The sequence below is a fragment of the Streptomyces cellostaticus genome (assembly GCF_023630175.1).
In the GTDB taxonomy this organism is placed as follows: Bacteria; Actinomycetota; Actinomycetes; order Streptomycetales; family Streptomycetaceae; genus Streptomyces; species Streptomyces cellostaticus_A.
In genome coordinates this window covers 1-22771 of sequence record NZ_JALLIN010000017.1, presented here as the reverse complement: position 1 = coordinate 22771, position 22771 = coordinate 1, and the positions used below count along the sequence as shown (strand labels likewise).

General features: G+C 73.7%; 22 protein-coding genes, 2 tRNA genes and 2 pseudogenes. 16 read left to right on the top strand and 10 right to left on the bottom strand.

Annotated elements, in window-relative coordinates; all coding sequences use genetic code 11:
• Positions 1 to 36: 36 nt before the first annotated feature.
• The 8 genes and pseudogenes from MXD57_RS13170 to MXD57_RS13135 all read left to right on the top strand — a co-directional run bounded on the left by MXD57_RS13170 (position 37) and on the right by MXD57_RS13135 (position 7113).
• Positions 37 to 1218 carry an NAD(P)/FAD-dependent oxidoreductase gene (locus tag MXD57_RS13170; RefSeq protein ID WP_250401564.1) on the top strand — a complete coding sequence of 394 codons (1182 nt, stop codon included), beginning with the start codon at positions 37 to 39 and terminating at the stop codon, positions 1216 to 1218.
• The gene (locus MXD57_RS13165) at positions 1215 to 1517 is read left to right on the top strand and encodes a (2Fe-2S)-binding protein (RefSeq protein ID WP_250401563.1); all 303 of its coding nucleotides are present in this window, start codon (positions 1215 to 1217) and stop codon (positions 1515 to 1517) included. The genes MXD57_RS13170 and MXD57_RS13165 overlap by 4 nt, the downstream gene beginning before the upstream one ends.
• The gene (locus tag MXD57_RS13160) at positions 1510 to 2913 is read left to right on the top strand and encodes an FAD/NAD(P)-dependent oxidoreductase (RefSeq protein WP_250401562.1); all 1404 of its coding nucleotides are present in this window, start codon (positions 1510 to 1512) and stop codon (positions 2911 to 2913) included. The genes MXD57_RS13165 and MXD57_RS13160 overlap by 8 nt, the downstream gene beginning before the upstream one ends.
• A gap of 144 nt (positions 2914 to 3057) precedes the next feature.
• Positions 3058 to 3954, top strand: a complete 897-nt coding sequence (locus tag MXD57_RS13155) for a dihydrodipicolinate synthase family protein (RefSeq protein WP_250401561.1) — start codon at positions 3058 to 3060, stop codon at positions 3952 to 3954.
• 60 nt (positions 3955 to 4014) lie between these two features.
• On the top strand, positions 4015 to 5016 hold the full coding sequence (locus MXD57_RS13150; protein ID WP_250401560.1) for a proline racemase family protein: 1002 nt from the start codon (positions 4015 to 4017) through the stop codon (positions 5014 to 5016).
• A gap of 9 nt (positions 5017 to 5025) precedes the next feature.
• Complete coding sequence (locus tag MXD57_RS13145) at positions 5026 to 5724, top strand: GntR family transcriptional regulator (RefSeq protein WP_250401559.1); 699 nt, start codon at positions 5026 to 5028, stop codon at positions 5722 to 5724.
• A 167-nt stretch (positions 5725 to 5891) separates the two neighbouring features.
• A pseudogene (locus MXD57_RS13140) lies at positions 5892 to 6398 on the top strand (ferric reductase); the annotation flags it as partial.
• Positions 6399 to 6480: 82 nt separating this feature from the next.
• Positions 6481 to 7113, top strand: a complete 633-nt coding sequence (locus tag MXD57_RS13135) for an FMN-binding protein (RefSeq protein ID WP_250401558.1) — start codon at positions 6481 to 6483, stop codon at positions 7111 to 7113.
• A gap of 93 nt (positions 7114 to 7206) precedes the next feature.
• Here the strand turns inward: MXD57_RS13135 and MXD57_RS13130 are convergent, their stop codons facing one another.
• The 3 genes from MXD57_RS13130 to MXD57_RS13120 form a co-directional block, all read right to left on the bottom strand.
• Positions 7207 to 7926, bottom strand: coding sequence for a TIGR03943 family putative permease subunit (locus tag MXD57_RS13130; protein ID WP_250401557.1), 720 nt, complete (start codon positions 7924 to 7926; stop codon positions 7207 to 7209).
• Positions 7923 to 8936, bottom strand: a complete 1014-nt coding sequence (locus MXD57_RS13125) for a permease (protein ID WP_250401638.1) — start codon at positions 8934 to 8936, stop codon at positions 7923 to 7925. Before MXD57_RS13125 ends, MXD57_RS13130 begins: the two co-directional genes overlap by 4 nt.
• A 363-nt stretch (positions 8937 to 9299) precedes the next feature.
• Positions 9300 to 9373: transfer RNA gene (locus tag MXD57_RS13120), tRNA-Pro, on the bottom strand.
• A 219-nt stretch (positions 9374 to 9592) separates the two neighbouring features.
• On the opposite strand from MXD57_RS13120, the gene MXD57_RS13115 reads away from it, so the two are divergent.
• Positions 9593 to 9937, top strand: coding sequence for a cupin domain-containing protein (locus MXD57_RS13115; RefSeq protein WP_250401556.1), 345 nt, complete (start codon positions 9593 to 9595; stop codon positions 9935 to 9937).
• A gap of 97 nt (positions 9938 to 10034) precedes the next feature.
• On the top strand, positions 10035 to 11039 hold the full coding sequence (locus tag MXD57_RS13110; RefSeq protein WP_250401555.1) for a Gfo/Idh/MocA family protein: 1005 nt from the start codon (positions 10035 to 10037) through the stop codon (positions 11037 to 11039).
• Positions 11040 to 11082: 43 nt separating this feature from the next.
• Here MXD57_RS13110 and MXD57_RS13105 read toward each other — a convergent pair whose 3' ends face one another.
• Complete coding sequence (locus tag MXD57_RS13105; protein WP_250401644.1) at positions 11083 to 11355, bottom strand: hypothetical protein; 273 nt, start codon at positions 11353 to 11355, stop codon at positions 11083 to 11085.
• A gap of 797 nt (positions 11356 to 12152) precedes the next feature.
• On the opposite strand from MXD57_RS13105, the gene MXD57_RS13100 reads away from it, so the two are divergent.
• Positions 12153 to 12815, top strand: a complete 663-nt coding sequence (locus MXD57_RS13100; RefSeq protein ID WP_250401554.1) for a hypothetical protein — start codon at positions 12153 to 12155, stop codon at positions 12813 to 12815.
• A 22-nt stretch (positions 12816 to 12837) separates the two neighbouring features.
• Here MXD57_RS13100 and MXD57_RS13095 read toward each other — a convergent pair whose 3' ends face one another.
• The 4 genes from MXD57_RS13095 to MXD57_RS13080 all read right to left on the bottom strand — a co-directional run bounded on the left by MXD57_RS13095 (position 12838) and on the right by MXD57_RS13080 (position 17405).
• The gene (locus tag MXD57_RS13095; protein ID WP_250401553.1) at positions 12838 to 13578 is read right to left on the bottom strand and encodes a class I SAM-dependent methyltransferase; all 741 of its coding nucleotides are present in this window, start codon (positions 13576 to 13578) and stop codon (positions 12838 to 12840) included.
• 431 nt (positions 13579 to 14009) lie between these two features.
• The gene (locus tag MXD57_RS13090; protein WP_250401552.1) at positions 14010 to 15587 is read right to left on the bottom strand and encodes a glycosyltransferase family 2 protein; all 1578 of its coding nucleotides are present in this window, start codon (positions 15585 to 15587) and stop codon (positions 14010 to 14012) included.
• Positions 15584 to 16819 carry a nucleotide sugar dehydrogenase gene (locus MXD57_RS13085; protein WP_250401551.1) on the bottom strand — a complete coding sequence of 412 codons (1236 nt, stop codon included), beginning with the start codon at positions 16817 to 16819 and terminating at the stop codon, positions 15584 to 15586. Before MXD57_RS13085 ends, MXD57_RS13090 begins: the two co-directional genes overlap by 4 nt.
• Positions 16820 to 17331: 512 nt before the next feature.
• Positions 17332 to 17405 (bottom strand) — tRNA-Pro (locus MXD57_RS13080).
• A 105-nt stretch (positions 17406 to 17510) separates the two neighbouring features.
• On the opposite strand from MXD57_RS13080, the gene MXD57_RS13075 reads away from it, so the two are divergent.
• From MXD57_RS13075 to MXD57_RS13065, 3 genes are all read left to right on the top strand, one after another.
• On the top strand, positions 17511 to 18032 hold the full coding sequence (locus tag MXD57_RS13075) for a DUF309 domain-containing protein (RefSeq protein ID WP_250401550.1): 522 nt from the start codon (positions 17511 to 17513) through the stop codon (positions 18030 to 18032).
• 81 nt (positions 18033 to 18113) lie between these two features.
• Positions 18114 to 18887 carry a precorrin-6A synthase (deacetylating) gene (gene cobF / locus MXD57_RS13070; protein ID WP_250401549.1) on the top strand — a complete coding sequence of 258 codons (774 nt, stop codon included), beginning with the start codon at positions 18114 to 18116 and terminating at the stop codon, positions 18885 to 18887.
• Positions 18888 to 18981: 94 nt separating this feature from the next.
• Positions 18982 to 19767: a TIGR01458 family HAD-type hydrolase gene (locus tag MXD57_RS13065; RefSeq protein ID WP_250401548.1), complete on the top strand. Its 786-nt coding sequence runs from the start codon at positions 18982 to 18984 to the stop codon at positions 19765 to 19767.
• Here MXD57_RS13065 and MXD57_RS13060 read toward each other — a convergent pair.
• A pseudogene (locus MXD57_RS13060) lies at positions 19756 to 19917 on the bottom strand (sulfite exporter TauE/SafE family protein); the annotation flags it as partial. The gene MXD57_RS13065 and the pseudogene MXD57_RS13060 overlap by 12 nt on opposite strands.
• A 20-nt stretch (positions 19918 to 19937) precedes the next feature.
• On the bottom strand, positions 19938 to 21125 hold the full coding sequence (locus tag MXD57_RS13055; RefSeq protein ID WP_250401547.1) for a thiolase family protein: 1188 nt from the start codon (positions 21123 to 21125) through the stop codon (positions 19938 to 19940).
• Between the two features lie 156 nt (positions 21126 to 21281).
• Between MXD57_RS13055 and MXD57_RS13050 the strand changes: the two genes are divergently transcribed.
• Both MXD57_RS13050 and MXD57_RS13045 read left to right on the top strand, forming a co-directional pair.
• Positions 21282 to 22079, top strand: a complete 798-nt coding sequence (locus tag MXD57_RS13050) for an alpha/beta fold hydrolase (RefSeq protein ID WP_250401546.1) — start codon at positions 21282 to 21284, stop codon at positions 22077 to 22079.
• A 160-nt stretch (positions 22080 to 22239) separates the two neighbouring features.
• Positions 22240 to 22725 carry a Dps family protein gene (locus MXD57_RS13045; RefSeq protein WP_250401637.1) on the top strand — a complete coding sequence of 162 codons (486 nt, stop codon included), beginning with the start codon at positions 22240 to 22242 and terminating at the stop codon, positions 22723 to 22725.
• The last annotated feature ends 46 nt before the right edge of the window (positions 22726 to 22771 follow it).

Genomic DNA, 22771 nt, shown 5'->3' with positions numbered 1-22771 from the left:
CTGTCCCGACGGTGCGTCATGTGACATATTACTGGCGTGGCGATGCGACTGACCTGTGACGTCGTGGTCGTCGGGGCCGGTGCGGTGGGTGCGGCCTGCGCGTTGTACGCCGCGCGGGCGGGTCTCGACGTGTGCGTGGTGGACCGTGGCCAGGTCGCCGGGGGCACCACCGGCGCCGGCGAGGGCAACCTGCTGGTCTCCGACAAGGCCCCGGGTCCCGAACTCGAACTGGCCCTGCTGTCGGCCGGGCTGTGGGCGGGGCTCGCGGACGAGTTGGGTCCGGCCGTCGAGTACGAACCCAAGGGCGGCCTCGTCGTCGCCAAGACGCCGGGTGAGCTCTCCGCGCTGCACGGCCTCGCCGAACGCCAACGGGCCGCGGGCGTGGCCGCCGTCCGGGTCGGCCCCCGGGAACTGGCGGAACTGGAACCCCACTTGTCCCCCGGGCTCGCGGGCGGAGTGCTGCACCCCCAGGACGCCCAGGTCATGCCCGCCCTCGCCGCCGCCCACGTGATCCGCGCCTCGGGGGCACGGCTGCACACGGGCTCGAACGTGACCGGCGTGCTGCGCGGCCGGAGCGGCGCGGTTCGCGGGGTCCGTACCGCCCGCGGCGACATCCACGCCCCGGCCGTGGTGAACGCGGCCGGAACCTGGGGCGGCGAACTCGCCGCCCTGGCGGGCACCCACCTGCCGGTGCTCCCCCGCCGTGGTTTCGTGCTGGTGACCGAGCCGCTGCCGCGGATGGTCAGGCACAAGGTGTACGCCGCCGACTACGTGGCCGACGTGGCGAGCGACTCGGCCGCGCTGCGGACCTCGCCGGTGGTCGAGGGCACCTCCGCGGGGCCGGTCCTGATCGGGGCGAGCCGTGAACGGATCGGCTTCGACCGCGCGTTGTCCCTGCCGGCCGTACGGGCGCTCGCGGCGGGCGCGATCGGCCTGTTCCCGTTCCTGGAGCCGGTGCGCGCGCTGCGGACGTACGCCGGCTTCCGCCCCTACCTGCCCGACCACCTCCCGGCGATCGGCCCGGATCCGCGGGTGCCCGGGCTGCTGCACGCCTGCGGACACGAGGGCGCCGGCATCGGGCTGGCCACCGGGACCGGGCGGTTGATCGCACAGGCGCTGACCGGCGAGGCGACGGAACTGGACCTCGGCCCCTTCCGCCCGGACCGGTTCGGGGCGCCGGGAACGTCCCCGGCGACACGTGGAGGCCAGACGCCATGAGCCCCGCGCAGCCCGCCGGGTCGCGTCCGGCCGCCGTGTTCACCGTCACCTTCGACGGCCTGCCCATCGCGGCGTCGCCGGGGCAGACGGTCGCGGCCGCGCTGTGGACGGCGGGGGTGACCGCCTGGCGCGGCACTCGCGGCGGGGGCCGGCCACGCGGGGTGTTCTGCGGGATCGGGGTGTGCTTCGACTGCCTCGTCACCGTCAACGGACGCCCCAACCAACGGGCTTGCCTGGTTCCGCTGCGGCCGGGCGATGTGATCCGCACACAGGAGGGGACGGGACACGAGGATGGCTGAGCGAACGCGTCTGGCCGTCGTCGGGGCGGGACCGGCGGGACTGGCCGGCGCCCTGGCCGCGGCCGCGCGCGGTGTGCGCGTGACCCTCGTCGACGCGGCCGAGCAGGCGGGCGGCCAGTTCTTCCGGCGGCCCGCGGAAGCCTTCGCCGCGCGCCGCCCGCCCGCGCCGCACCCCCGGGAACACACCTGGGAACGGCTGCGGGACGCGCTGGACCGGTACCGTGCCGCCGGGACCGTCACCCACCTGACCGAGCATCACGTCTGGTGTGTGGAGCGCCTTCCGGCCTCCCGCGGGTTCGCGGTGCACGCCCTGTGCGGCCCCGCCCAGGAGGAGGGGGTGACCGTGCGTGCCGACGCGGTGCTGCTCGCCACCGGCGGCTACGAGCGCGTGCTGCCCTTCCCCGGCTGGACGCTCCCCGGCGTCGTCACCGCGGGCGGCGCACAGGCCGTGCTCAAGGGCCAACTGGTGCTCCCCGGTCGCACGGTCGTCGTCGCCGGCACCGGTCCGCTGCTGCTTCCGGTGGCGGCCGGACTCGCGGAGGCGGGCGCCCGGGTGGCCGCGCTGGTGGAGTCCGCCGGTCCGCGGGCACTGCTGCGGAGGGCTCCCGCGCTGGCCGGACAGCCCGGGAAGGTCGCCGAGGGCGTCCACTACGCGGCCCGGCTGCTGCGGTACGGGGTGCGGCCCCTGGCCCGGCACACGGTGGTCGAGGCGCACGGCGCCGACCGGCTCGAGGCGGTCACCGTCGCCGCGCTGGACCGGGGCGGACGGCTCGCGCCCGGCACCGCCCGCCGCGTCCGGTGCGACGCCCTCGCGGTCGGGCACGGGCTGCTGCCCCACACCGACCTGGCCGAGACGCTCGGCTGCGCCCTGTCCGGAACCGACGTCCGCGTCGACACCGAGCAGCGCACCGACGTGCCGGGCGTCTGGGCGGCCGGGGAGACCACCGGCGTCGGGGGCGCGGACCTCGCCCTCGCCGAGGGCCACATCGCCGGCCGTTCGATCGCCGCCCGGCTGCGCGGCACCGCTCCGGATCCACGTGCCTGGGCCGTCGCCGACCGGGCCCGTACCCGGCTGCGGGCGTTCGCCGCCGCACTGGACGCGGTGTACGCGCCGCCCTCGGACTGGGTCGACCGGATGACGGACGACACGACGGTGTGCCGGTGCGAGGAGGTCGGCGCCGGGCGGGTCCGGGAGGCGGTCGGCGCCCTCGGAGCCGGGGACGCACGCAGCGTCAAGCTGCTCACCCGCGCCGGGATGGGCTGGTGCCAGGGCCGGATGTGCGGCCCCGCGGTGGCCGGCCTGACCGGCTGCCCCCTCACGCCGGGACGCCGCCCGTTCGCCCGGCCGGTGCCGCTCGGTGTACTGGCCGGCCTTCCGGAGCCGCGACCGGACTGAGCGCGCCGGTGCCCGCACCCGGAATCCAGGGACCGGGCACCGGGATCCGCCCACCGGACCACGACCACACCCGTACGCCCCCGCCCCCCGCCTCGCTCTCACGGTCTCAGTGAAATGTCACACCTCCTTGGATTGGGGACCCTCATGACCCTCCGGCAGCGCCGCCCCTGGCGTGGCGTCCTCGTGGCGACCGCGCTCCCGTTCCGCGCGGACCTCTCGGTGGACCACGACCGGTACGCCGAGCACTGCGCCTGGCTGGTGGAGAACGGCTGCGACGGCGTCGTGCCGAACGGCTCCCTCGGCGAGTACCAGGTGCTCACCCCCGGGGAACGGGCCGAGGTCGTGCGGACGGCCGTCGCCGCGGTCGGCGGTGCGCGGGTGATGCCGGGCGTCGCGGCGTACGGCTCGGCCGAGGCCCGGCGATGGGCGGAGCAGGCGGCCGAGGCCGGCTGTGCGGCCGTGCTGCTGCTGCCGCCCAACGCCTACCGCGCCGACGAGCGGTCCGTGCTGGCGCACTTCGCCGAGGTCGCCCGGGCGGGTCTGCCGGTGGTGGCGTACAACAACCCGGTCGACACCAAGGTCGACCTGGTGCCCGAACTCCTCGCCCGGCTGCACGGCGAGGGCCACATCCACGGCGTCAAGGAGTTCTCCGGCGACGTGCGCCGCGCCTACCGGATCGCCGAACTCGCCCCGGAACTCGATCTGCTGGCCGGCGCCGACGACGTCCTGCTGGAGCTCGCCGTGGCCGGCGCCAAGGGCTGGGTGGCCGGGTACCCCAACGCGCTGCCCCGCGCCTCGGCCGAGCTGTACCGCGCCGCGACGGCCGGGGACCTGGGCACCGCGCTCCCGCTGTACCGGCGGTTGCACCCGCTGCTGCGCTGGGACTCCCGGGTCGAGTTCGTGCAGGCGATCAAACTGTCCATGGACGTGGCCGGGCGGCGCGGCGGGCCGGTGCGCCCGCCACGCGGTCCGCTGCGGCCGGAGCAGGAGGCGGCCGTGCGCGCGGCCACGGAGAAGGCCGTGGCCGCCGGTCTCGCCTGACACCCACGCCGGGGCGAGAAGCCCCTACCAGCCCGACGCCGCCACGGAGGAGGCCGGAGCATGCGCAGCAGACTCGTCCTGCACGCCGTCGACTCGCACACCGAGGGCATGCCGACCCGCGTGATCACCGGCGGGGTCGGCACCGTACCCGGTGCCACGATGAACGAGCGGCGGCTGTACTTCCAGGAGCACCGCGGGCACCTCAGGCGGTTGCTGATGAACGAGCCGCGCGGGCACTCCGCGATGAGCGGCGCGATCCTGCAGCCGCCGACCCGGCCCGACTGCGACTGGGGTGTCGTCTACGTCGAGGTCTCCGGCTGCCTGCCGATGTGCGGGCACGGCACGATCGGCGTGGCGACCGTGCTGGTCGAGACCGGCATGGTGGAGGTGGTGGAGCCGGTGACGACCATCCGCCTGGACACCCCGGCGGGGGTGGTGGTCGCCGAGGTGAGGGTGGAGGACGGAGCGGCGCGCGACGTGACCCTGCGCAACGTGCCCTCCTTCGCGGTGGCCCTGGACCGTACGATCACGCTCCCCGACGGCCGCGCCGTCACCTACGACCTCGCCTACGGCGGCAACTTCTACGCCATCCTGTCGCTCGGCGACGTCGGCCTGCCCTTCGACCGAGCCCGCAAGGACGACATCCTGGCGGCCGGCCTCGCGCTGATGCGGGCGATCAACGCGGAGTCGGAGCCGGCGCACCCCGAGGACCCGTCGATCCGCGGCTGCCACCACGTCCACCTGTACGCGCCGGACTCCACGGCCCGCCGCTCACGGCACGCGATGGTCATCCACCCGGGCTGGTTCGACCGCTCCCCCTGCGGCACGGGGACGAGCGCGCGCATGGCGCAGTTGCACGCGCGGGGCGAACTGCCGCTGCACACCGAGTTCGTGAACGAGTCCTTCATCGGCACCCGCTTCACGGGGCGGCTGCTCGGCACCACGCGGGTAGGTGGGCTCCCCGCCGTGCTGCCGAGTTTCACCGGCCGCGCCTGGATCACGGGCACCGCCCAGTACCTGCTCGATCCCGCCGACCCCTTCCCGGAGGGGTTCGTCCTCTAGACTTCGCCGATGCGTGACATGGCACAGAGCCCGCAGGGCGTGGACGAACCCGCGCTCCCCCGCCTGGGCGGCCGGCGGAGCAGCTACCGCGAACGGGTCGCCGACGCGCTGCGAGCCGCGCTGGTCGCGGGCGAACTGCGGCCAGGGCAGGTCTACTCGGCGCCGTCGCTCGCGGCCCGCTTCGGGGTGTCGGCGACGCCGGTGCGCGAGGCCATGCTGGACCTGGCCAAGGAGGGCCTGGTCGACACGGTGCCGAACAAGGGCTTCCGGGTCACCGTGGTCTCCGAGCGGCAGCTCGACGAGTACACGCACGTCCGCGCGCTGATCGAGACACCCACGGTGGCGGACCTGGCCCGGACGGCCGACCGGGTCTCGCTGGAGGCGTTGCGCCCGGCGGCCCGGGAGATCGTCGCCGCGGCCGCGGCCGGTGACCTGATCGCCTATGTGGAGGCGGACAACCGTTTCCATCTCAGCCTGCTCGCCCTGGCCGGCAACGCCCACCTGGTGGAGGTGGTGGCCGACCTGCGTGGCCGCTCCCGGCTCTACGGCCTCACGTCCCTGGTCGAGGCGGGCCGGCTGCTCGCCTCCGCCGAGGAGCACCTCGAACTCCTGGACGCGCTGCTGGCGCGGGACGAGAAGGCCGTGCACGAGATCATGACCCGGCACCTCGGCCATGTGCGCGGCCTGTGGGCGGCGGCCGGGGACTGACCGCGCCGGACCGCGAGGCGGACTCCGCCGCCCGGGCGCGGAGGGCGACCGGCGGTACCGGGCGGCGGTCGTCCGCGGCGGTGGCGCGGACCCGGGCCCGCCGGGACCCGGCCGCGGATCGCACCGAAGCCTCCGGACCGTCTCGAAGCCGGGCAGCCGGCGCGGACTCCGCGGCACCGCGGTCGCGGCCAGGACCTGCGGCGGCCGCGTCGCGACAGGGCAGGCCCGTGGCCGGGCTGCGGCCGGGCACCCGGGTGTGGGCGGAGGGGCCGTACGGCGCGCTGACCGGCGCTCGTCGCAGCCGCGGCAAGGTACTGCTGCTCGCAGGCGGCGCCGGTATCACACCGCTGCGGGCCCTGTTCGAGACGCTGCCCGGCGCGCCCGGTGACCCGACCCTGCTCTACCGGGCCCGCACGCCGGAGGAGTTGGCGCTGCGGGACGAACTGGAGGCGATCGCGGACGAGCGCGGGGCTCAGCTGCTGTACGCGGTCGACAGCCCGGACGGCAGGCGACCGGCGATCACGGCGAAGATGCCGCGCAGGATCCTGCCGGACATCGCCCGCCACGACGTGTACGTGTGCGGCCCGCCCGGCCTCGCGGAGGAGTCCTACGCCGCCCTGCGCGAGGTCGGGGTGCCCGACCGGCGTATCCACCACGAGTCCTTCGAGTTCTGACTTCGCTCTCGAGCCGTTCCGAAACCGCTTCGACGCCGACGCGGAAGGTGACGGTTCCCGGGCCGCGTGCGCTATGAGGCATGTGAGGAAGAACCACCCCCTGCGCCGCACGGTGCTGCTCGGCGCCGCCACCGTCTCCACCATCGTGCTGCTGCTCGCGCTCAAGCCCCGCACCGACCCCGCGGCCGTCGTGGAGGCCGGCGGCACGCCCAGCGTCCAGGCCACGGCAACGGCCTCCCCGTCCCCGACCGCGTCCCCGTCCCCGGCCGCCTCCGCGGTCTCACCGTCGGCGTCGGCCTCGCCGTCGAAGAGCGCCAAGGACAAGCGTGCCTCGTCGTCCCCGAGCGCGTCGGCCTCGCGCTCCGTCTCCACGGCCCCTGCCCGGACCACCAGCGCCCCGGCCGCGCCGAAGCCCACCTCCGCCGCACCGAAACCCGCCACCCGCACCGTCACCGGGGCCACCGCGTCGACGAAGTACGGCCCGGTCCAGGTACGGATCACCCTCTCCGGCAGCACGATCACCGGAGCGAGAGCCGTGCAGTACCCCGACGAGATGGCCCGCAGCCAGGACATCTCCTCCACCAACGTCCCCAAGCTCAACCAGGAGACCCTGGCGGCGCAGAGCGCGAACATCGACACGGTGTCCGGCGCCAGCTACACCAGCGCGGGCTACCGGCAGTCCCTGCAGAGCGCCCTGGACCGGGCGGGCATCTGACCGCACCCCTGGCACCGGAGGCCGCTGAGCGAAGTTCGACCCGTCCGTGTCTCGCGTCGTTCCTCCTCTGGGCGAGATCCGTTTGCAGACGCACTAGTTGTTGTACGACTCGTCGTAGGGGTCGCGCGGCGTCGGTACCGGCTTCGCGGTCAGCACGTCCAGGAACGGGATGCGCCCGTCGTTCACGGGGTCCCGGGACTCGCGGGCGGTGTAGGTGCCGGTGACGGTCAGCCAGGTGTCCGGCTGCAGAACCGGCGGGGTGTCGCCGATCAGACCGATCTTGACCGGCTGCGCGTCCGCGGCACAGCAGTTGAGGGCCATGCGCACCAGATACGGCGTCCCGGCACGGTCCAGGGCGACGAACCCGGTGATCTGCACGCGGCGCCCGGACAGCGTGCGGCCGTGGTCGTACGCCGCCCGTCCCGCGTAGTCCACCACGCTCAGGCGCAGCGGGTCGGTGGCTGGGAGCGACGGGTAGGCGAGGGGTTCCTGGAGGGCAGTGCCGGTGCGCGTCGCGTCGTAGGAGCCGAGGGCCGGCGGGGCGACCAGCATCAAGGCCAGCAGCGGCAGTACGAGCAGCCAGGAGACTCCGGGTTCGGGATGCGCGGGCCCCTTCGGCGCCCGCATCTCCTTGGCCCTGCGGCGCTCGTACCAGGCCGTCGCGAGCGCGGCGACGATCAGGACCGATCCGGATGCCAGCAGCAGCGGCTGCAGTCCCGCCTTGACGTAGCGCAGGTAGAGGTCGGTGGTGCCGGCGTGCAGCAGGGCCACGCCGAGGAGGAAGAGGACGGCCGCCTGGGACTGTCGGTTCACAGCAGCACCGCTCCGGTCAGCACGGCCGACGCGATGGCGAGGACGAACGTCAGCGGGGCGAAACGCAGCGCGAAGGCGCTGCCGAAGGTGCCCGTCTGCATCGCGAACAGCTTCAGGTCGATCATGGGGCCCACGACGAGGAAGGCCAGGCGGGCGGTCAGCGAGAACTGGGTCAGGGAGGCCACGACGAACGCGTCCGCCTCCGAGCAGATCGACAGCACCACGGCGAGCACGGCGAGGGCGAGGACCGCCAGGAGCGGGTTGCCGGCCGCCGTGCGCAGCCAACTGTCCGGGGCGACCGCCTTCAGCGTGGCCGCCGCCATCGCGCCGACCACCAGGAAGCCCCCCGCGTGCATCACGTCGTGCCGGACCGAGTCCCAGAACGCGGCGCCCCTGGTCCGACCCTCGTGGTGCGCGTGCGTCGGCGTCCGCATCCAGCCGGGGCGGCCGAGGCGCTGCCACAGCCAGCCCATCGCGCACGCCACCAGCAGGCTCGCCACGAAACGGGCCACGACCATCTCCGGGTGGCGCGGGAAGGCGATGGCTGTCGCCGTCAGGACGATCGGATTGATCGCCGGCGCGGACAGCAGAAAGGCAAGAGCGGCGGCCGGGGTCACGCCCCGGCGGACCAGCGCCCCCGCCACCGGGACCGACGCGCACTCGCAGCCCGGCAGCACCGCGCCCGCCATGCCCGCTACCGGGACGGCCAGAGCGGGGCGGGAGGGCAGGGCTCGGGCGAAGAAGGACGGGGGAACGTACACCGCGATCGCCGCCGACAGCAGGACACCCAGCACCAGGAAGGGCAGCGCCTGGATGACGACGGCCACGAACACCGTCGTCCAGCTCTGCATCATCGGCGCGGACAGGGCACGCCGGATGGGGCTCTGCAGCAGTACGAGCAGGAGCAGCAGCAGGGTCAGGACGAGCGGAGACGTCAGCCGCCTCGGCTGCTCCGGCGGGGGTGGCCGGCCGGTGCGCTCGTCCCGCGGGGCCGCTTGGCCGATGGCCACGAGTCGTACACCTCCGCGTTCCGGGAGCGCCCTGTCGCCCGTCGCCAGCCCGCCCCGCCCCTGCATACGGGAGGTGCCCACGTCCCGTTCAGCCACCTCCGTGAATCCTGACCTCCTGGCTTCCGCCTCACTGCCCGTGGCGAGCCTGGCCGCACGGTGCGGCTTCCGAACCGCTGAAACGCTCCGCCAGGCATTCGTCAGCCGCCAGCGAACACCGCCACCGCGCCATCGGGTTACGCAACGCACACCGGTCGCCTGATCGTCGTGTCCCGCCGACCCACATCAAGGGCGCCGGCCCCCAGAAATGAGCGGAGCCGGTTTCGGACATCTCCGAAACCGGCTCCGCTCTACGACTGTCTCCAGTCGGGACGACAGGATTTGAACCTGCGACCCCTTGACCCCCAGTCAAGTGCGCTACCAAGCTGCGCCACGTCCCGGTGCCCTGCCACGCGGCCCTGCCGCGTGATCACGCAGGTCAAACCCTACCGCACCCGGGCGGGTGTCCTCGCCGGCCCCGTCGCCCGCGTCCGGCCCGGGGCGGGGCGGCGTCGGGCCGCGCCGGGCGCGGGTGGCACGACGAAGTGTCCGGCCGCCGGGCCCGATGACGCACACACTGTCGACGGCCGAGCGGCGGCCCGGCTGGTTAGGGTCGCCGCATGACGCACAGTTTCGCTCTCCACATCCCCGACGCCGAACTCGAACCCGAGCCGCTCGATCCGGCGCAGATCGTCTCCGGGACCCCGGAGGTGACGGGCAAGGTGGTGTGGGAGTCGGCGGACGGCCGGCGGATCCACGGGGTCTGGCAGATCACGCCGGGCGTGGTCACCGACACCGAGGCGGACGAGCTGTTCGTGGTGATCAGCGGGTCGGCGACGATCGAGGTCGAGGGCGGCCCCACACTGCGGGTGGGACCCGGCGACCTGGCCGTGCTGCGGGCGGGCGACCGTACGACGTGGACCGTGCACGAGACGCTGCGCAAGGCCTATTCCATCAGTCTGTGAGGGGCGCCGCGCGCGGGCCGGCCGGCCGCGCCCGGATTGACACACCGGGCATGTCCGCACAAAGGTGGCCTCGACGGCGACCAAGGAGCTGCCTCGCATGCGCATCGGAATCCTCGGCCTCGGCCGCATCGGCGCCTTCCACGCCGAGACCCTCTCGGGGCTGGACACAGTCGAATCGCTGGTCGTCGCCGACCCGTTCGCCGACGCGGCGAGGGCCGCCGCCGAGCGGTTCGGTGCCCGGATCGCGGACTCGCCGGAGGCGCTGCTCGCGGCCGGGGTGGACGCTCTGGTCGTCGCGGCGGCGACGGATGCCCATCCCGCGCTGATCCGGGCCGGGGTGGAGGCAGGTGTCCCGGTCTTCTGCGAGAAGCCGGTCGCCCGCACCATGGCGGAGGGCCTGGAGGTGCGCAAGACGGTCCGGGCCCGCGAGGTGCCGGTGCAGATCGGCTTCAACCGCCGCTTCGACGCGGGTTTCACGGCCGCCCGGGCGGCCGTGAAGGGCGGTGAACTGGGCAGGCTGCACTCGGTCCGCTGCACGACCCTGGATCCAGCGCCGCCGCCCGCCGCGTACGTCGCGGCCTCCGGCGGCATCTTCCGCGACTGCTCCGTCCACGACTTCGACGTCATCCGCTGGGTGACCGGGCGCGAGGTCACCGAGGTGTACGCGGCGGGCGGCAACCGGGGCGCCGGGCACATCAGGGCGGCGGGCGACGCCGACACCACCGGCGCGGTCCTCACCCTGGACGACGGCACGCTCGCCATGGTCTCCAACTCCCGTCACAACGGGCGGGGGTACGACGTCCGCATGGAGCTGCTCGGCTTCGAGGACTCCCTCGCGGTGGGCCTGGACGACAAGCTGCCGCTGCGCTCGGCCGAGGCCGGGGTGGCGTTTCCGTCCGGCACCCCGCACGACTTCTTCATGGACCGCTTCGCAGCCGCCTACCGCACCGAACTCGCCGCGTTCACCGAGGTGGTGGCCGGTGCCCGCCCCTCCCCCTGCACGGTCGAGGACGCTCTCGAGGCGGGCTGGATCGCCGAGGCGTGCGTCCTGTCTCTCCGCGAGCACCGGCCGGTGAGGGTCGCGGAGGTGCGGTCGGACTGACCGCGCCTTGTCCGCTCCCGCCGGACGACGAGCCGGGCGCGGCTCACAGGCAGTAGCGGACCAGCCATTCGTCGGGGTTGTAGGCGTCACGGGCCGGGTCCCTCGGCGTGGCGGGCCGTGTCTCGACCGTGTCCTCGGGCCGGACGCGATCCGGCAGGGTGCCGAACCGGGCCCGGCGCGCGGTCGCGGCGGCGTCCGGTCCGGACCGCCGCTGCACCGCGCGCGGCTCACCACTCCCGTTCGGCTCGTGCGCCTGGTTCGACGTGTTCGGCTCGTGCGTACGCTTCGTGTGCGGCTCGTGCGCCTCGTTCGTCAACTCGGCCCTCCCGTGCGCTCGTACGGTCCCGTACACCCCTAGGGACGTGCGGGACCGGCCGGCGGTTGCGAGCCCGGCTGCTGAGCGACGAGGCGCCGGAGGGGACCGAGCCCCACATCGTGGGTGTCCACCTCCACCTGGAAGAAGCGATCGGATGCCTGATCCGGGAGGCTCAGGTGGAAACAAGGCTGATCATCGAGCCGGGTCACGCCGAGCTCGTGCACCTCGTCCACCCCGTGGACTCGCCGTCCGCCCGCCCGCGTACCGGCCTCCTCCTCCGGGCCCGCGCCTGGTCCGGCACCCCGGCCGTCCCGAAGCCCGATCGACGAAGTGCTCACGGGGCGCTGGTACTCGCACATGGGGCGGGACGGACGATGACGGCCCTGGACGCGAGCCCAGCCGCGGTCGACCGGACACCGGGGCGAGCAGGGCCGCCGGCCGACAGGTCCGCCTTCGGGTGCCGAAGCGAATCCAGTCGACGCGCGGGCAGCGATGGTCGCCGAGCTGGAGAAGAAGGACGGGCTTTCACGAGATGCGGCGCGGCCACGGCGCCCCCGTACGGCGCACCCGGTCCCGCACCGCGGTATCGGCGCCCGGTGACGCTCGGAGTGGTCTGTGATAATTGCGGTATTCTGATGCATATGATGAGTTCTGCGTCGGCAGGGACTACCGGGTCCTGCTCGCGTCGGCCATCGGGATCCCGTCCGGCGGAGCCCCTGTCTTCGCTGCGGGCTCGCCGTCGGGCGGATGAGCTTCGCCTGGAGTTACTCGGACCTCGACGACACGAGGTCCTCGATATGGCGGAGCTCGAACGGGCCGGGCTCGCCTTCTGCGGCGCGCCGGACGGCATCGGCCTCTACGGGATGCCGGCCGGCGACTGGTACGCCGCCGGGGTCCGGATCGCGGGGCGTACCTGCGTGGAGGCTGCGCTGAACGGGCCGAGCCGTCGCGTCGCCGAGACCGTCCGGCGCTCTCTGGCCCCTGTCACGACCCTCGATCGGATCGGGGTGGTGGACCTGTTCGCCGGCTCCGGGAACCTGATGCTCCATGTCCGCGACGTCCTGGGGACGTCCTGCGTGGGCATGGACGCGGATCCGGTGGTGTTCGAACTGACCCGCGGCAATTTCGGCGTGCTCGATCTCCCCGCGTCCATGCGCCTGGGGTCATGGGCGTCCTATTTCCTCGACCCTCTGCCGGATGTCGACGCCACCCTGTTCGTCCTGGCCCCGCCGTGGGGACCGGCATTCTCCTTCGACAGGGGCCTGGACCTGCGTCGCACCAACCCGCCCGTCGGCGAGCTGGTCGAGCACATCACCCGCTCCGACCGCTCCGGACGGCGGTTCGCCGTCATTCAGTTGCCGGTACACGAGCCCGTGGTCGCGGCCTCCGTACGCGAACTCACCAAGCGATATCGGCAGCTCGACCGCGCGGTCGGCTGTCTCGTCCTGGATCTGACGTGAGCGTCACCCGGCGCGACGGGACTCACGACCACTCGAAGACGACCTCGTCGACAGCCAGCCGGCAGACGCCTCCGCCGGTGACCGCCAACCGTGCCAGCCGCGGCAGAAGCCGTTCCCGAGCCGCCCGGTAGGCGGTGAGCCGACGCCGGTAGAAGAAGGCCAGCCCGTCGAACAGCTCGTACGGCGAGGCGGCGTAGAGGCCCGTGGTCACCGTGACGAGCGGGAGCACTGTGCGGCCCGCCTGCTCCAACGCGGTGAAGACCCGCGTCCGACCGCCGCTCAGGCATGGGCCGATGTCCGCTTCCACTGCCGCCGAGTACGTCCGCCAAGGGGACTGCTCCGCATACGTGACACCCAGGAAGCAACCCCCGGGCGCCACGACCCGCCGGAGCGCCGTGTGGACGGCTCGGATCTCTTCCTCCGGGACCGAGTCCAGCACGTAGGACAGCAGCACGGCGTCGAACCGACCGATATCGGGAGGCAATTCCTGCACCCGGGCGCGCACCGCGGTCACCCCCAGCGGTCGCAGTGCGGCCAGGGCACCGTCGAAGTCCGGGTTCGGCTCCGCGGCGAGCACGGACAGGCCACCAGCCGCCAGGGACGAGGTCAGTCGTCCGTCCCCGGCGCCCACGTCGAGGACGGTGCGCACGCCGCGGGCCCGCAACAACTCGACGAGGGCAGCCCCGACCAGTCGCTTGCCGTCCGCGGCCGCGGCATAGCGATCGAACAGGCGACCGTAGAGAGCCTGGCTTGTGAGCGCCATCGGCACCTCCTGTCACCCCGAAGCCCCGGGGGACCAGGTCTCCGGGGCGCACCGTGACGGCCCGCCCCGCAACCGGATTCACTTCTTTCATTTTCGGGCTGTCCGGGATCCCCCGCACATTTCACTTCGAAGCGAGCGGTCGGAATCATGAAGAGGCCGCCGAGTCGACGACGCCGGCCGGGGCCTCCACAAGAGCGGGGCACCTCCCGTCAACCGCGCAATCCGGCGCCGGTGCATATCCGGCCGCCCGCTGACCAGCCACGAAGTCATCGTGGAGGTTTCGCGGCGGGCTCTGCCGAGGCCGGGTCCCGCGGGGGGCCGTGCGTTTCACAACGGTTGTCCCCGGGTGATGACGATCAGGTAGACGAGTGCGATGAACAGGGCGGTGGCGGCGACGGCGACCGCGCGGCCCAGGGCACGCAGGGATGCCTTCACGAGGCGCTCCTCGACCAGATGCTGCGGCGCAGGGTGAGGGCGGCATAGGGCAGCAGCCAGGCCAGCACACAGCACGACAGCAGGCTCATCAGGGGCCGGTAGCGCCAGGCGCGGTCCGTCGGATGGTCGACGCGGTAGGCAAGGCCCCAGACGCAGCCCTTCAGGACGACACCGCACAGGTAGAGGAGCGTGAGGAGGCCCGCGAGGTGCAGCGGTGCCCAGATGAGGTGCCGTGCGACGAGGAGAGGTGCCGCCAGGACCCACAGGGCGTGGCCGTAGTACAGAGCGGCGGGGGCGAGTCCTCGTCGCCACATGAAGGATCCGGTGAAGAACAGGTTTCGGATGAAGCTCTTCTTCCAGCGGATCTGCTGGCGCAGGAACGACCCGGGACGGGAAGGCACTCTGGTCCATACCCTGGCCGAGCGGGTGTACCCGACCTGCCAGGCACGTTCGGGGTGGTCGTGGTCTCGCACAAAGGGCGAGTCCGCGTGCCGCTCCTTGAGGGCCTTGCCGCACCAGGCCTGACCGAGGACGTAGCCGGTCAGCTGGCGGTCGGTGGCGAAGCGGAAGGGCGCTCCGAGGAAGGTGTCCTGCGCCCAGGCCGGCAGGTAGTTGAGGATCGCCTCGCGGCGGAAGGCTGCCAGGGGGCCCGACACGCAGGACACCGATCCGAAGGACGCCTCGGCGGCCTTGGAGATCCGGAACTGCCCCTCGTACCAGACGTCCTGGACCCGGGCCAGCAGGCTGGAGTCCGCGTTGAGCGCCCGGCAGTGACCGCTGACCGCGCCCAGTTCCGGATGTCGGACCAGGGCGGCCACGCAGTGGGTCACCGCGTCCGGCGCGACGACGCAGTCCGAGTCGGTGAACAACAGGACGTCCCCGTCGGCCACTTCACAGGCCCGTACGAGCGCGGCCTTCTTGCCGACGTTGTCCTCCAACCGGATCAGGGCGATGCCCAGTTCGGGTGCGACGCGTTCCAGCAGCTCACCGGTGCCGTCCTCGGAGGCGTCGTCGACCACGACGATCTGCAGGTCGGGGTAGTCGACGGCGGCCATGGAGCGGACACAGGCCTCGATGTGGTCCCGCTCGTCCTTGACGGCCAGCAGGAAGCTGACGCGCGGCCGCTCGGGCAGAGCGGGGAAGGAGGCGTGGTCGCGGGGACGCCGGCGCAGCTCCCGCACCGCGGGGTCGTCGTAGCGGCTGTAGGCGGCGTAGAGCAGGCAGAGTGTGCCGGTCAGCACGGCCGGCCCGTAGACCATGGCGAGGCCGAAGCCGTGGGACAGACGCACCGCCTTGGTGGCGAGGACGGCGAGGAGCGGCAGCAGTGCGACGAGCACGAGCAGGCGGACCGCACCGCGTCGCGTGTCCGTGTCGAGCGCGTCGAGCCGCGCCCGGATGCGGTCGGCACCGGTGAGGCCGGAGAACCGCGGCCGAGGGAGTACGGGTGCGGCGAGCGGCCCGGGGTTCCGCGCGTCGAAGTCCGCGAGGACCCCCGCCCCCGGGCTCGAACCAGCCGGTCCGTGGGGCGAGTCGTCCCGTCCGACGGCCGACGGGGGACGGAGGGGCCCGGTCATGGCTCCGCTCCGTTCCTGGTGCGGTTCCGGCGTTCCCCGGTGTCGAGAACAAGTGCGGCGTCGTCCAGCCAGGTCAGGTCCTGCCCCGGCTGCCTGGTGTGGACGACGACCATGTCCCAGTCCGCGGGGTCCGGGTGCGGGACGTCGGCCAGCAGGGCCCCGGCCACCTCGACCGACGGCACGAGGGGATCGCTGTACGCGACGATCGCGCCGGCCGCGCCGAGCCTGGCGAGGATCTCCAGCGCGGGGCTCTCCCGGATGTCCGCCACACCCGCCTTGTATGCCACGCCGACCATCAGCACACGTGCCCCTTCGGCGGGGACCGCCGCCTCGGCGAGCATCCACAGGGCCTCGTCGGCCACCCGGGCCGGCCGTCTGCCGTTGGCCACGAGAGCGGTGTCGATCAGCGGGGTCTCGTGCCGGGCGCCGCGCAACTGCCACCGGAGGTAGTGGGGATCGCAGGGGATGCAGTGCCCGCCGACGCCGGGGCCCGGGTAGAACGGCATGAAGCCGTACGGCTTGGTCGCCGCAGCCTCGATGACGGGCAGTGGCGCAAGTCCCAACGCACGGCAGGCGTCGGAGAGTTCGTTGGCCAGGGCGATGTTCACGGCACGGTAGGTGTTCTCCCAGAGCTTGGCCATCTCCGCCGTCTCGGGACTGTCCACGGGATGGATGCGCGAGGCCGTGGGCGCGAGGAGGGCGGTCGCCACGCGCGTGCTCTCCGGTCCCGCGCCGCCGACCAGCCGAGGCGTGCGCTCGGGGGTGTCGCGCTGGTTGCCGGGGTCGATGCGCTCGGGCGAGAAGGCCACCCACACGTCCCGGTCGACGACGAGCCCCCGCTCGGCGAGCGGCCGGATCAGGAGGTCGCGCGTGGTCCCGACGTAGCTCGTGGAGGTGAGCACGATGAGCTGACCGGCACGGGCGTGCCGCACCACCGAGGAGCAGGCGGACGACAGTGCGGCGAGATCCGGTTCACGCCTCCCGTCGACGGGGGTCGGCACACAGATGACGAAGGCGTCCGCGTCACCGGCCTCGGTGACGCTCCCGGTGAGCCGTAACTTCTCGCTCCCGACGGCACGGGCGAGCTGCGCACGATGGACCGGGAGGAGATCGACGGCGCCCCGGTGGATCGCCTGCAGCCGGTGCGGGCTGGTGTCGACACCGATGACGTCGGCGCCGGCGGCGAAGAGGGCCAGCGCGGTGGGCAGCCCGACGTATCCAAGCCCGACCACGGCCAGAGTCGCGTGCCGCAGCGGGGCGTGTGCCGTGTGTCCCGCGGTGTCCCGGAGGCCTGCGAGGCCGGACGGCGGATCTGCGGCCTCCGCACCGGCCCGGAGGATCGGCGGATCCTGACCGAGCATCGGAGGGACACGAGACTGGGTGGGCAGCTCTCCCCCACGTGCCGAAATGGTCATACCCGTATATAAACTGGCGCATCACACCCGTCTGGTAGCCGACGCAGATCGCGTCGCGCCCATCACTCCACCGGCTCGCACCCGCCCCGCCGGGCTTCAGCGACGCAGGGTGCTTCCCTGCTCCCCACTGCGCCCGGCGGAGACGTCCCGCGCCGCAAGAGGGGGCGTTCGCCCCTCACGTCCGGAGAACTCCGGCACTCCCCGGACGCGAGGGGCGGCAGGCGCAGGGTTCGTGTCCGCTGGCGGGCGGCATTGCGGAGAACGATCAAGGGCCGGGTTCGGATGTCTCCGAACCCGGCCCTGAGCTGCGACTATGGAAAAGATTCCCGTCGGGACGACAGGATTTGAACCTGCGACCCCTTGACCCCCAGTCAAGTGCGCTACCAAGCTGCGCCACGTCCCGGTGCGCTCACTCGCGGTGATCCGCGTGATCGCGCGAACAGCACTTTACCCCACGCGCCGGGGTGCGCCGAAGAGGACCCCGGGGCGGAGCCGGGACAATGGGGTTATGACAGATGCGGACACGGCGTCGGGCGGTGCGGCGGACGGGCGGGACCGGGACGCGGACGGGCGGGCGCGCAACGCCCGGCCCCGGGACGGGCTGGGGCGGCCGCTGCCGTACGGTGCCGACGGGGTCGAACGGCAGCCGGAGGGGGTCGTGCGGACCGCGCGGGAGACGGTCGCCGAGGCGCAGGCGCTGCTGGACGCGGGCCGGCCGTTCCACGCCCACGAGGTGTTCGAGGACGCCTGGAAGTCCGGGCCCGCGGTCGAGCGCACGCTGTGGCGCGGTCTCGCCCAGCTCGCCGTGGGGCTCACGCACGCGGCCCGGGGCAACGCCACCGGCGGGGCGCGGCTGCTGCGGCGCGGCGCGGGCGCGGTCGAGGAGTGGGAGCTCGCGCGGGAGGAGGGCCGGCCGCACGGGATCGACCTCGCCGGGCTGGTCGTGTGGGCACGGGAGCTGGCCGGGCGGGTGGAGCGGGGGCCGGGGCCCGTCGACGCGGCAGACGAGGCGCCCCGGCTGGCCTCCTGACCGCCTCCGCCGCCCTCCCCGGCGCACCGCCGCCGCGGAGGCGGTGGGATCACTGTCGGTGGCATGCGGCAGACTCTGTGCGTGCGAAAGATTCATGTCATCGGTATCGGCGCGGGCGACCCCGACCAGCTGACCCTTCAGGCGGTCAAGGCGCTGCGGGGCACGGACGTGTTCTTCCTGCTCGACAAGGGCGAGGTGAAGAGCGACCTCACCCGGCTCCGCCGGGACATGCTCGACGCGCATCTGCCCGAGGGCGGGTTCCGGGTGGTGACGGCCCGCGACCCGGAGCGGGACCGTACGGCGGGCGGGACCGCGTACTCCCCGGCGGTCGGGGACTGGCGTCTCGCGCGCGCGGGCATCTACGAGCGGCTGATCACCGAGGAACTGGGCGAGGACGGCACCGGCGCGTTCCTGGTGTGGGGGGACCCGTCTCTCTACGACAGCACGCTCGGCATTCTCCAGGAGGTGCTGGACCGGGGCGCGGTGGCGTTCGAGTACGACGTGGTGCCCGGCATCAGCAGCGTCTCCTCCCTGGTGGCCAGGCACCGCACCGGGCTGAACCGGGTGGCCCGCCCGGTGCAGATCACCACCGGGCGGCGGCTGGCCGAGGGGTTCCCGGAGGGGGTGGACGACGTCGTGGTGATGCTGGACGCGCACCAGGCCTTCCGGCGGTACGCGGAGCAGGACGTCGACATCTACTGGGGGGCGTACCTGGGCACCCCGGACGAGATCCTGGTCTCCGGTCCGCTCGCCGAGGCCGGCCCCCGCATCGAGCGGGTGCGTGCCGAGGCCCGGGAGCGCAAGGGCTGGATCATGGACACGTATCTGCTGCGCCGGAACCCCGGGGAGAGCTGAGGCCCGGCCGTCGCGCCACGCCGGGCGGCGCGGCCGGCCCGGGCCCGGGGCGTCGTACGGCCGGTGCGCCGCGCGGGACGGCTACCGTCGGAGCATGGAATCCGTGCGTGCCGTCCTGATCGACATCGACGGTGTCCTCAGCGTCTCCTGGCAGCCGCTGCCGGGCGCGGTGGAGGCGCTGGCGAGGATTCGCGGGGCCGGTCTCGGCGTGGTCCTGGTGACCAACACGACGTCCCGCTCCCGGGCGTCGATCGCGCGGACGCTGTCACGGGCCGGCTTCGAGGTGGCCGTGGAGGACGTGCTGACCGCGCCCGCCGCCACGGCGGTCCATCTCGCCGAGCACTACCCGGGCGCCCGCTGCGCCCTCCTCAACAGCGGGGACGTGGGTGCGGACCTGGGCGACATCACCGTGGCCGACGACGATCGCGTGGACGTGGTCGTGGTGGGCGGCGCGGGGCCGGAGTTCGGCTACGCGGCGCTGAACCGGGCCTTCGGGCAGGTGCAGCGCGGGGCGCGGCTGGTCGCGATGCACCGCAACCTGTACTGGCGGACCGACGCCGGGCTGCAACTGGACTCCGGTGCCTTCCTGCTCGGTCTCGAACGGGCGGCGCAGGTCGAGGCGGAGGTCACGGGCAAGCCGTCCCGGGCGTTCTTCGAGGCCGCGCTGTCCCGGCTCGGCGCGGGTGCGGACGAGGCGCTGATGGTGGGGGACGACGTGGAGTCGGACGTGCTCGCGGCGCAGCGGGCCGGGCTCACCGGGGTCCTGGTGCGGACCGGGAAGTACCGGCCGGAGACGCACGAGAACGCGAGCGGCAGGCCCGACCACGTCGTGGACTCCTTCGCGGACCTCCCGGCGCTGCTGGGCCTGGCGCAGCAGTAGCCGCGCACCGCCGAAGACCGTCGGGGCGATCGCCAGTCGCCCGAGGAGCCGCTGGTCGATCCTTTTCACGGCCCATCGGCCGATGAGCACGCCGGGCACCACGAACACCACGAGCGCGGCGCCGAGGAGCAGGGGGCGGCCGTCGATCAGGGGGGTTGCGGGACGGCCGTTCAGTGCCGCTCGACCAGCACGGCGCTGCCCTGCCCGACGCCCACGCACATGGTCGCGAGCCCGCGTTCGGCGCCGGTGCGCCGCATCCGGTGCAGCAGGGTGGTGAGGATGCGGGCCCCGGAGCAGCCGAGCGGGTGGCCGAGGGCGATCGCGCCGCCGGTGGGGTTCACCAGGTCGGGGTCGATGCCCAACTGGTCCACGCACGCGAGGGCCTGGGCGGCGAACGCCTCGTTGAACTCGGCCTCGCCCAGGTCGCCGATCGTCCAGCCGGCCCGGGCCAGCACCTTGCGGGTGGCGGGGACCGGGCCGATGCCCATCACGTCGGGGTGGACGCCCGCCGAGGCGCCGGCGACGTAGCGGCCGAGGGACTCCAGGCCCAGCTCGTGCAGGGCCTCCTCGCTGACGAGCAGCAGCCCGGCCGCGCCGTCGTTCATCGGGGAGGCGTTGCCCGCCGTGACCGTGCCGCCCGCGCGGAACACCGGCTTCAGGCGCGCGAGCTTCTCCAGCGAGGTGTCCTCGCGGACGCACTCGTCCCGGTCGACGGTGAGGCCGTCGGGGCGCTCCACGGGCAGGAGTTCGTCGTCGAAGTGGCCGTCCTTGCGGGCGGCGGCGGCCCGTTGGTGGCTGCGCAGGGCGAACTCGTCCTGGCGGGCGCGGGAGACGCCGTACCGCTCGGCGACCTCCTCGGCCGTCTCCCCCATGGCGAGCAGGCCGTGCAGCTCCTTCATGGCGGGGTTGACCAGGCGCCAGCCCAGCCGGGTGTCGTGGGTCTCGATGCGGTGCGGCAGGGCCTCGTCGGGACGGGGCAGCACGAAGGGGGCACGGCTCATGGACTCGGAGCCGCCGGCGAGCACGATGTCGGCCTCGCCCGCGGCGATGGTGCGGGCGGCGGCGGTGACCGCCTCCAGGCCGGAGGCGCACAGCCGGTTGACGGTGGCGCCGGGCACGGACTCGGGCAGGCCCGCGAGGAGCGCGGCCATCCGGGCGACATTGCGGTTGTCCTCGCCCGCCTGGTTGGCGGCACCCCAGTAGACGTCGTCGATGCGGGCCGGGTCCAGGGCGGGCAGGTCGGCCACGAGCCGGCGGATCACCGTCGCCGCCAGGTCGTCGGGCCGCACCGTGGAGAGGGCTCCGCGCAGCTTGCCGATGGGGGTGCGGCGGGCGGCCGCGAAGTGGACGGGACGCACGGCTGGGACTCCTGACCGACGACGTTGTGGATCAGCACGGACCTGGGTCCGTTCGGCAGCACCCTTAATTAGCACTGCTAGTTTTGGACTATAGCCCCACCACCCGCCCCCTGGGAAGATCCTCCCGTGACCCGCGCCGAGCCGGCTGGAGGAGAGATGACCGACGTCCGCGAGCACGACCTCGACGGCATCGCCGTGACCGAGTGGCCGCACCCGGAACCGCGGTACCTGGCCGTGGTGGTGCACGGGTACGGGGAGCACGTCCGCCGGTACGACGGCCTGGCCGGGGCGCTGGCCGGCCATGGGGCGGCCGTGTTCGGCCCCGATCACGTCGGCCACGGGCGGTCGGCGGGCGAGCGGGTGGTGATCGAGGACTTCGAGGACGTGGTGCGGGACGTGCACCGGACGGCCGCCCTGGCCCGGGCCGCGCGTCCCGGACTGCCGCTGGTCATGGTCGGCCACTCCATGGGCGGCCTGATCGCGGCCCGGTACGCCCAGCTCCACGGCTCGGGGCTGAGCGCCCTGGTGCTGTCCGGGCCGGTGATCGGCGCCTGGGAGCTGCCCGGGCGGCTGCTCGCCCTGGACGAGATCCCGGACACCCCGGTGAGTCCCGCCGCGCTCTCCCGCGACCCCGCCGTGGGCGCCGCGTACGCCGCCGACCCACTGGTGTGGCACGGCCCGATGAAGCGGCCGACGCTGGAGGCGTTCGCCCGCACCCTGCAGGCCGTCGACCGGGGCGGGGACGTCGGGGCGCTGCCGCTGCTGTGGCTGCACGGCGACGACGACCGGCTGGTGCCGCTGCCGGGCAGCCGGGTCGGCGTGCAGCGGCTCAGCGGCGGCCGGCTGACCGAGCGGATCTTCCCCGGGGCCCGGCACGAGGTGTTCAACGAGACGAACCGGGCGGAGGTCCTCGCCGAGGTGATCCGGTTCCTGGACCAGGCACTCCCCCGCTGATCAGGCACGTTTGCCCCGACACGACGCCGGGCACCCGCATCGTCGGACGTGACCCCACGAAGCCGGACGTCACGGCATCAAGCCGGACGCGACGCCGTGAACCGGTACGTCACGCATAAGAACGACTCGCATGAGAACGACGGAAGGGGAGAACAGCGCCATGACCGTGGTGAAGAGCACGCTGTCCGACGAGGCGCTCAGGATCACCGGGACCGCCCTGCAGGACACCCTCGTGGACCTGCTGGGTCTGTCGCTGATCGGCAAGCAGGCCCACTGGAACGTCGTCGGGCCGCGGTTCCGCTCGATCCACCTCCAGCTCGACGAGGTGGTCGACACGGCCCGCGCCCACTCCGACACGGTCGCGGAGCGCGCCGCCGCCCTCGGCCTGCCGCCGGACGGGCGGCCCGAGACCGTCGCCGCCGCTCTCGCCCTGCCCGGCGCCAAGGAGGGCTGGCTGCGCGACACCGAGGTGGTGGCGCTGATGGTGTCGGCCCTCGAGTCGGCGATCGGCCGGCTGCGGGAGCGGGTCGCCGCGACCGACGAGCCGGACCCGGTCACCCAGGACCTGCTGATCGCCGTCACGGCCGACCTGGAGAAGCAGCGCTGGATGTTCGAGGCCGAGAACTGGCCCCGCGACGGAGAGTGAACCGGCACCGGCCCGACGCACGACGGCCGGCTCACCGCCGCGGCGC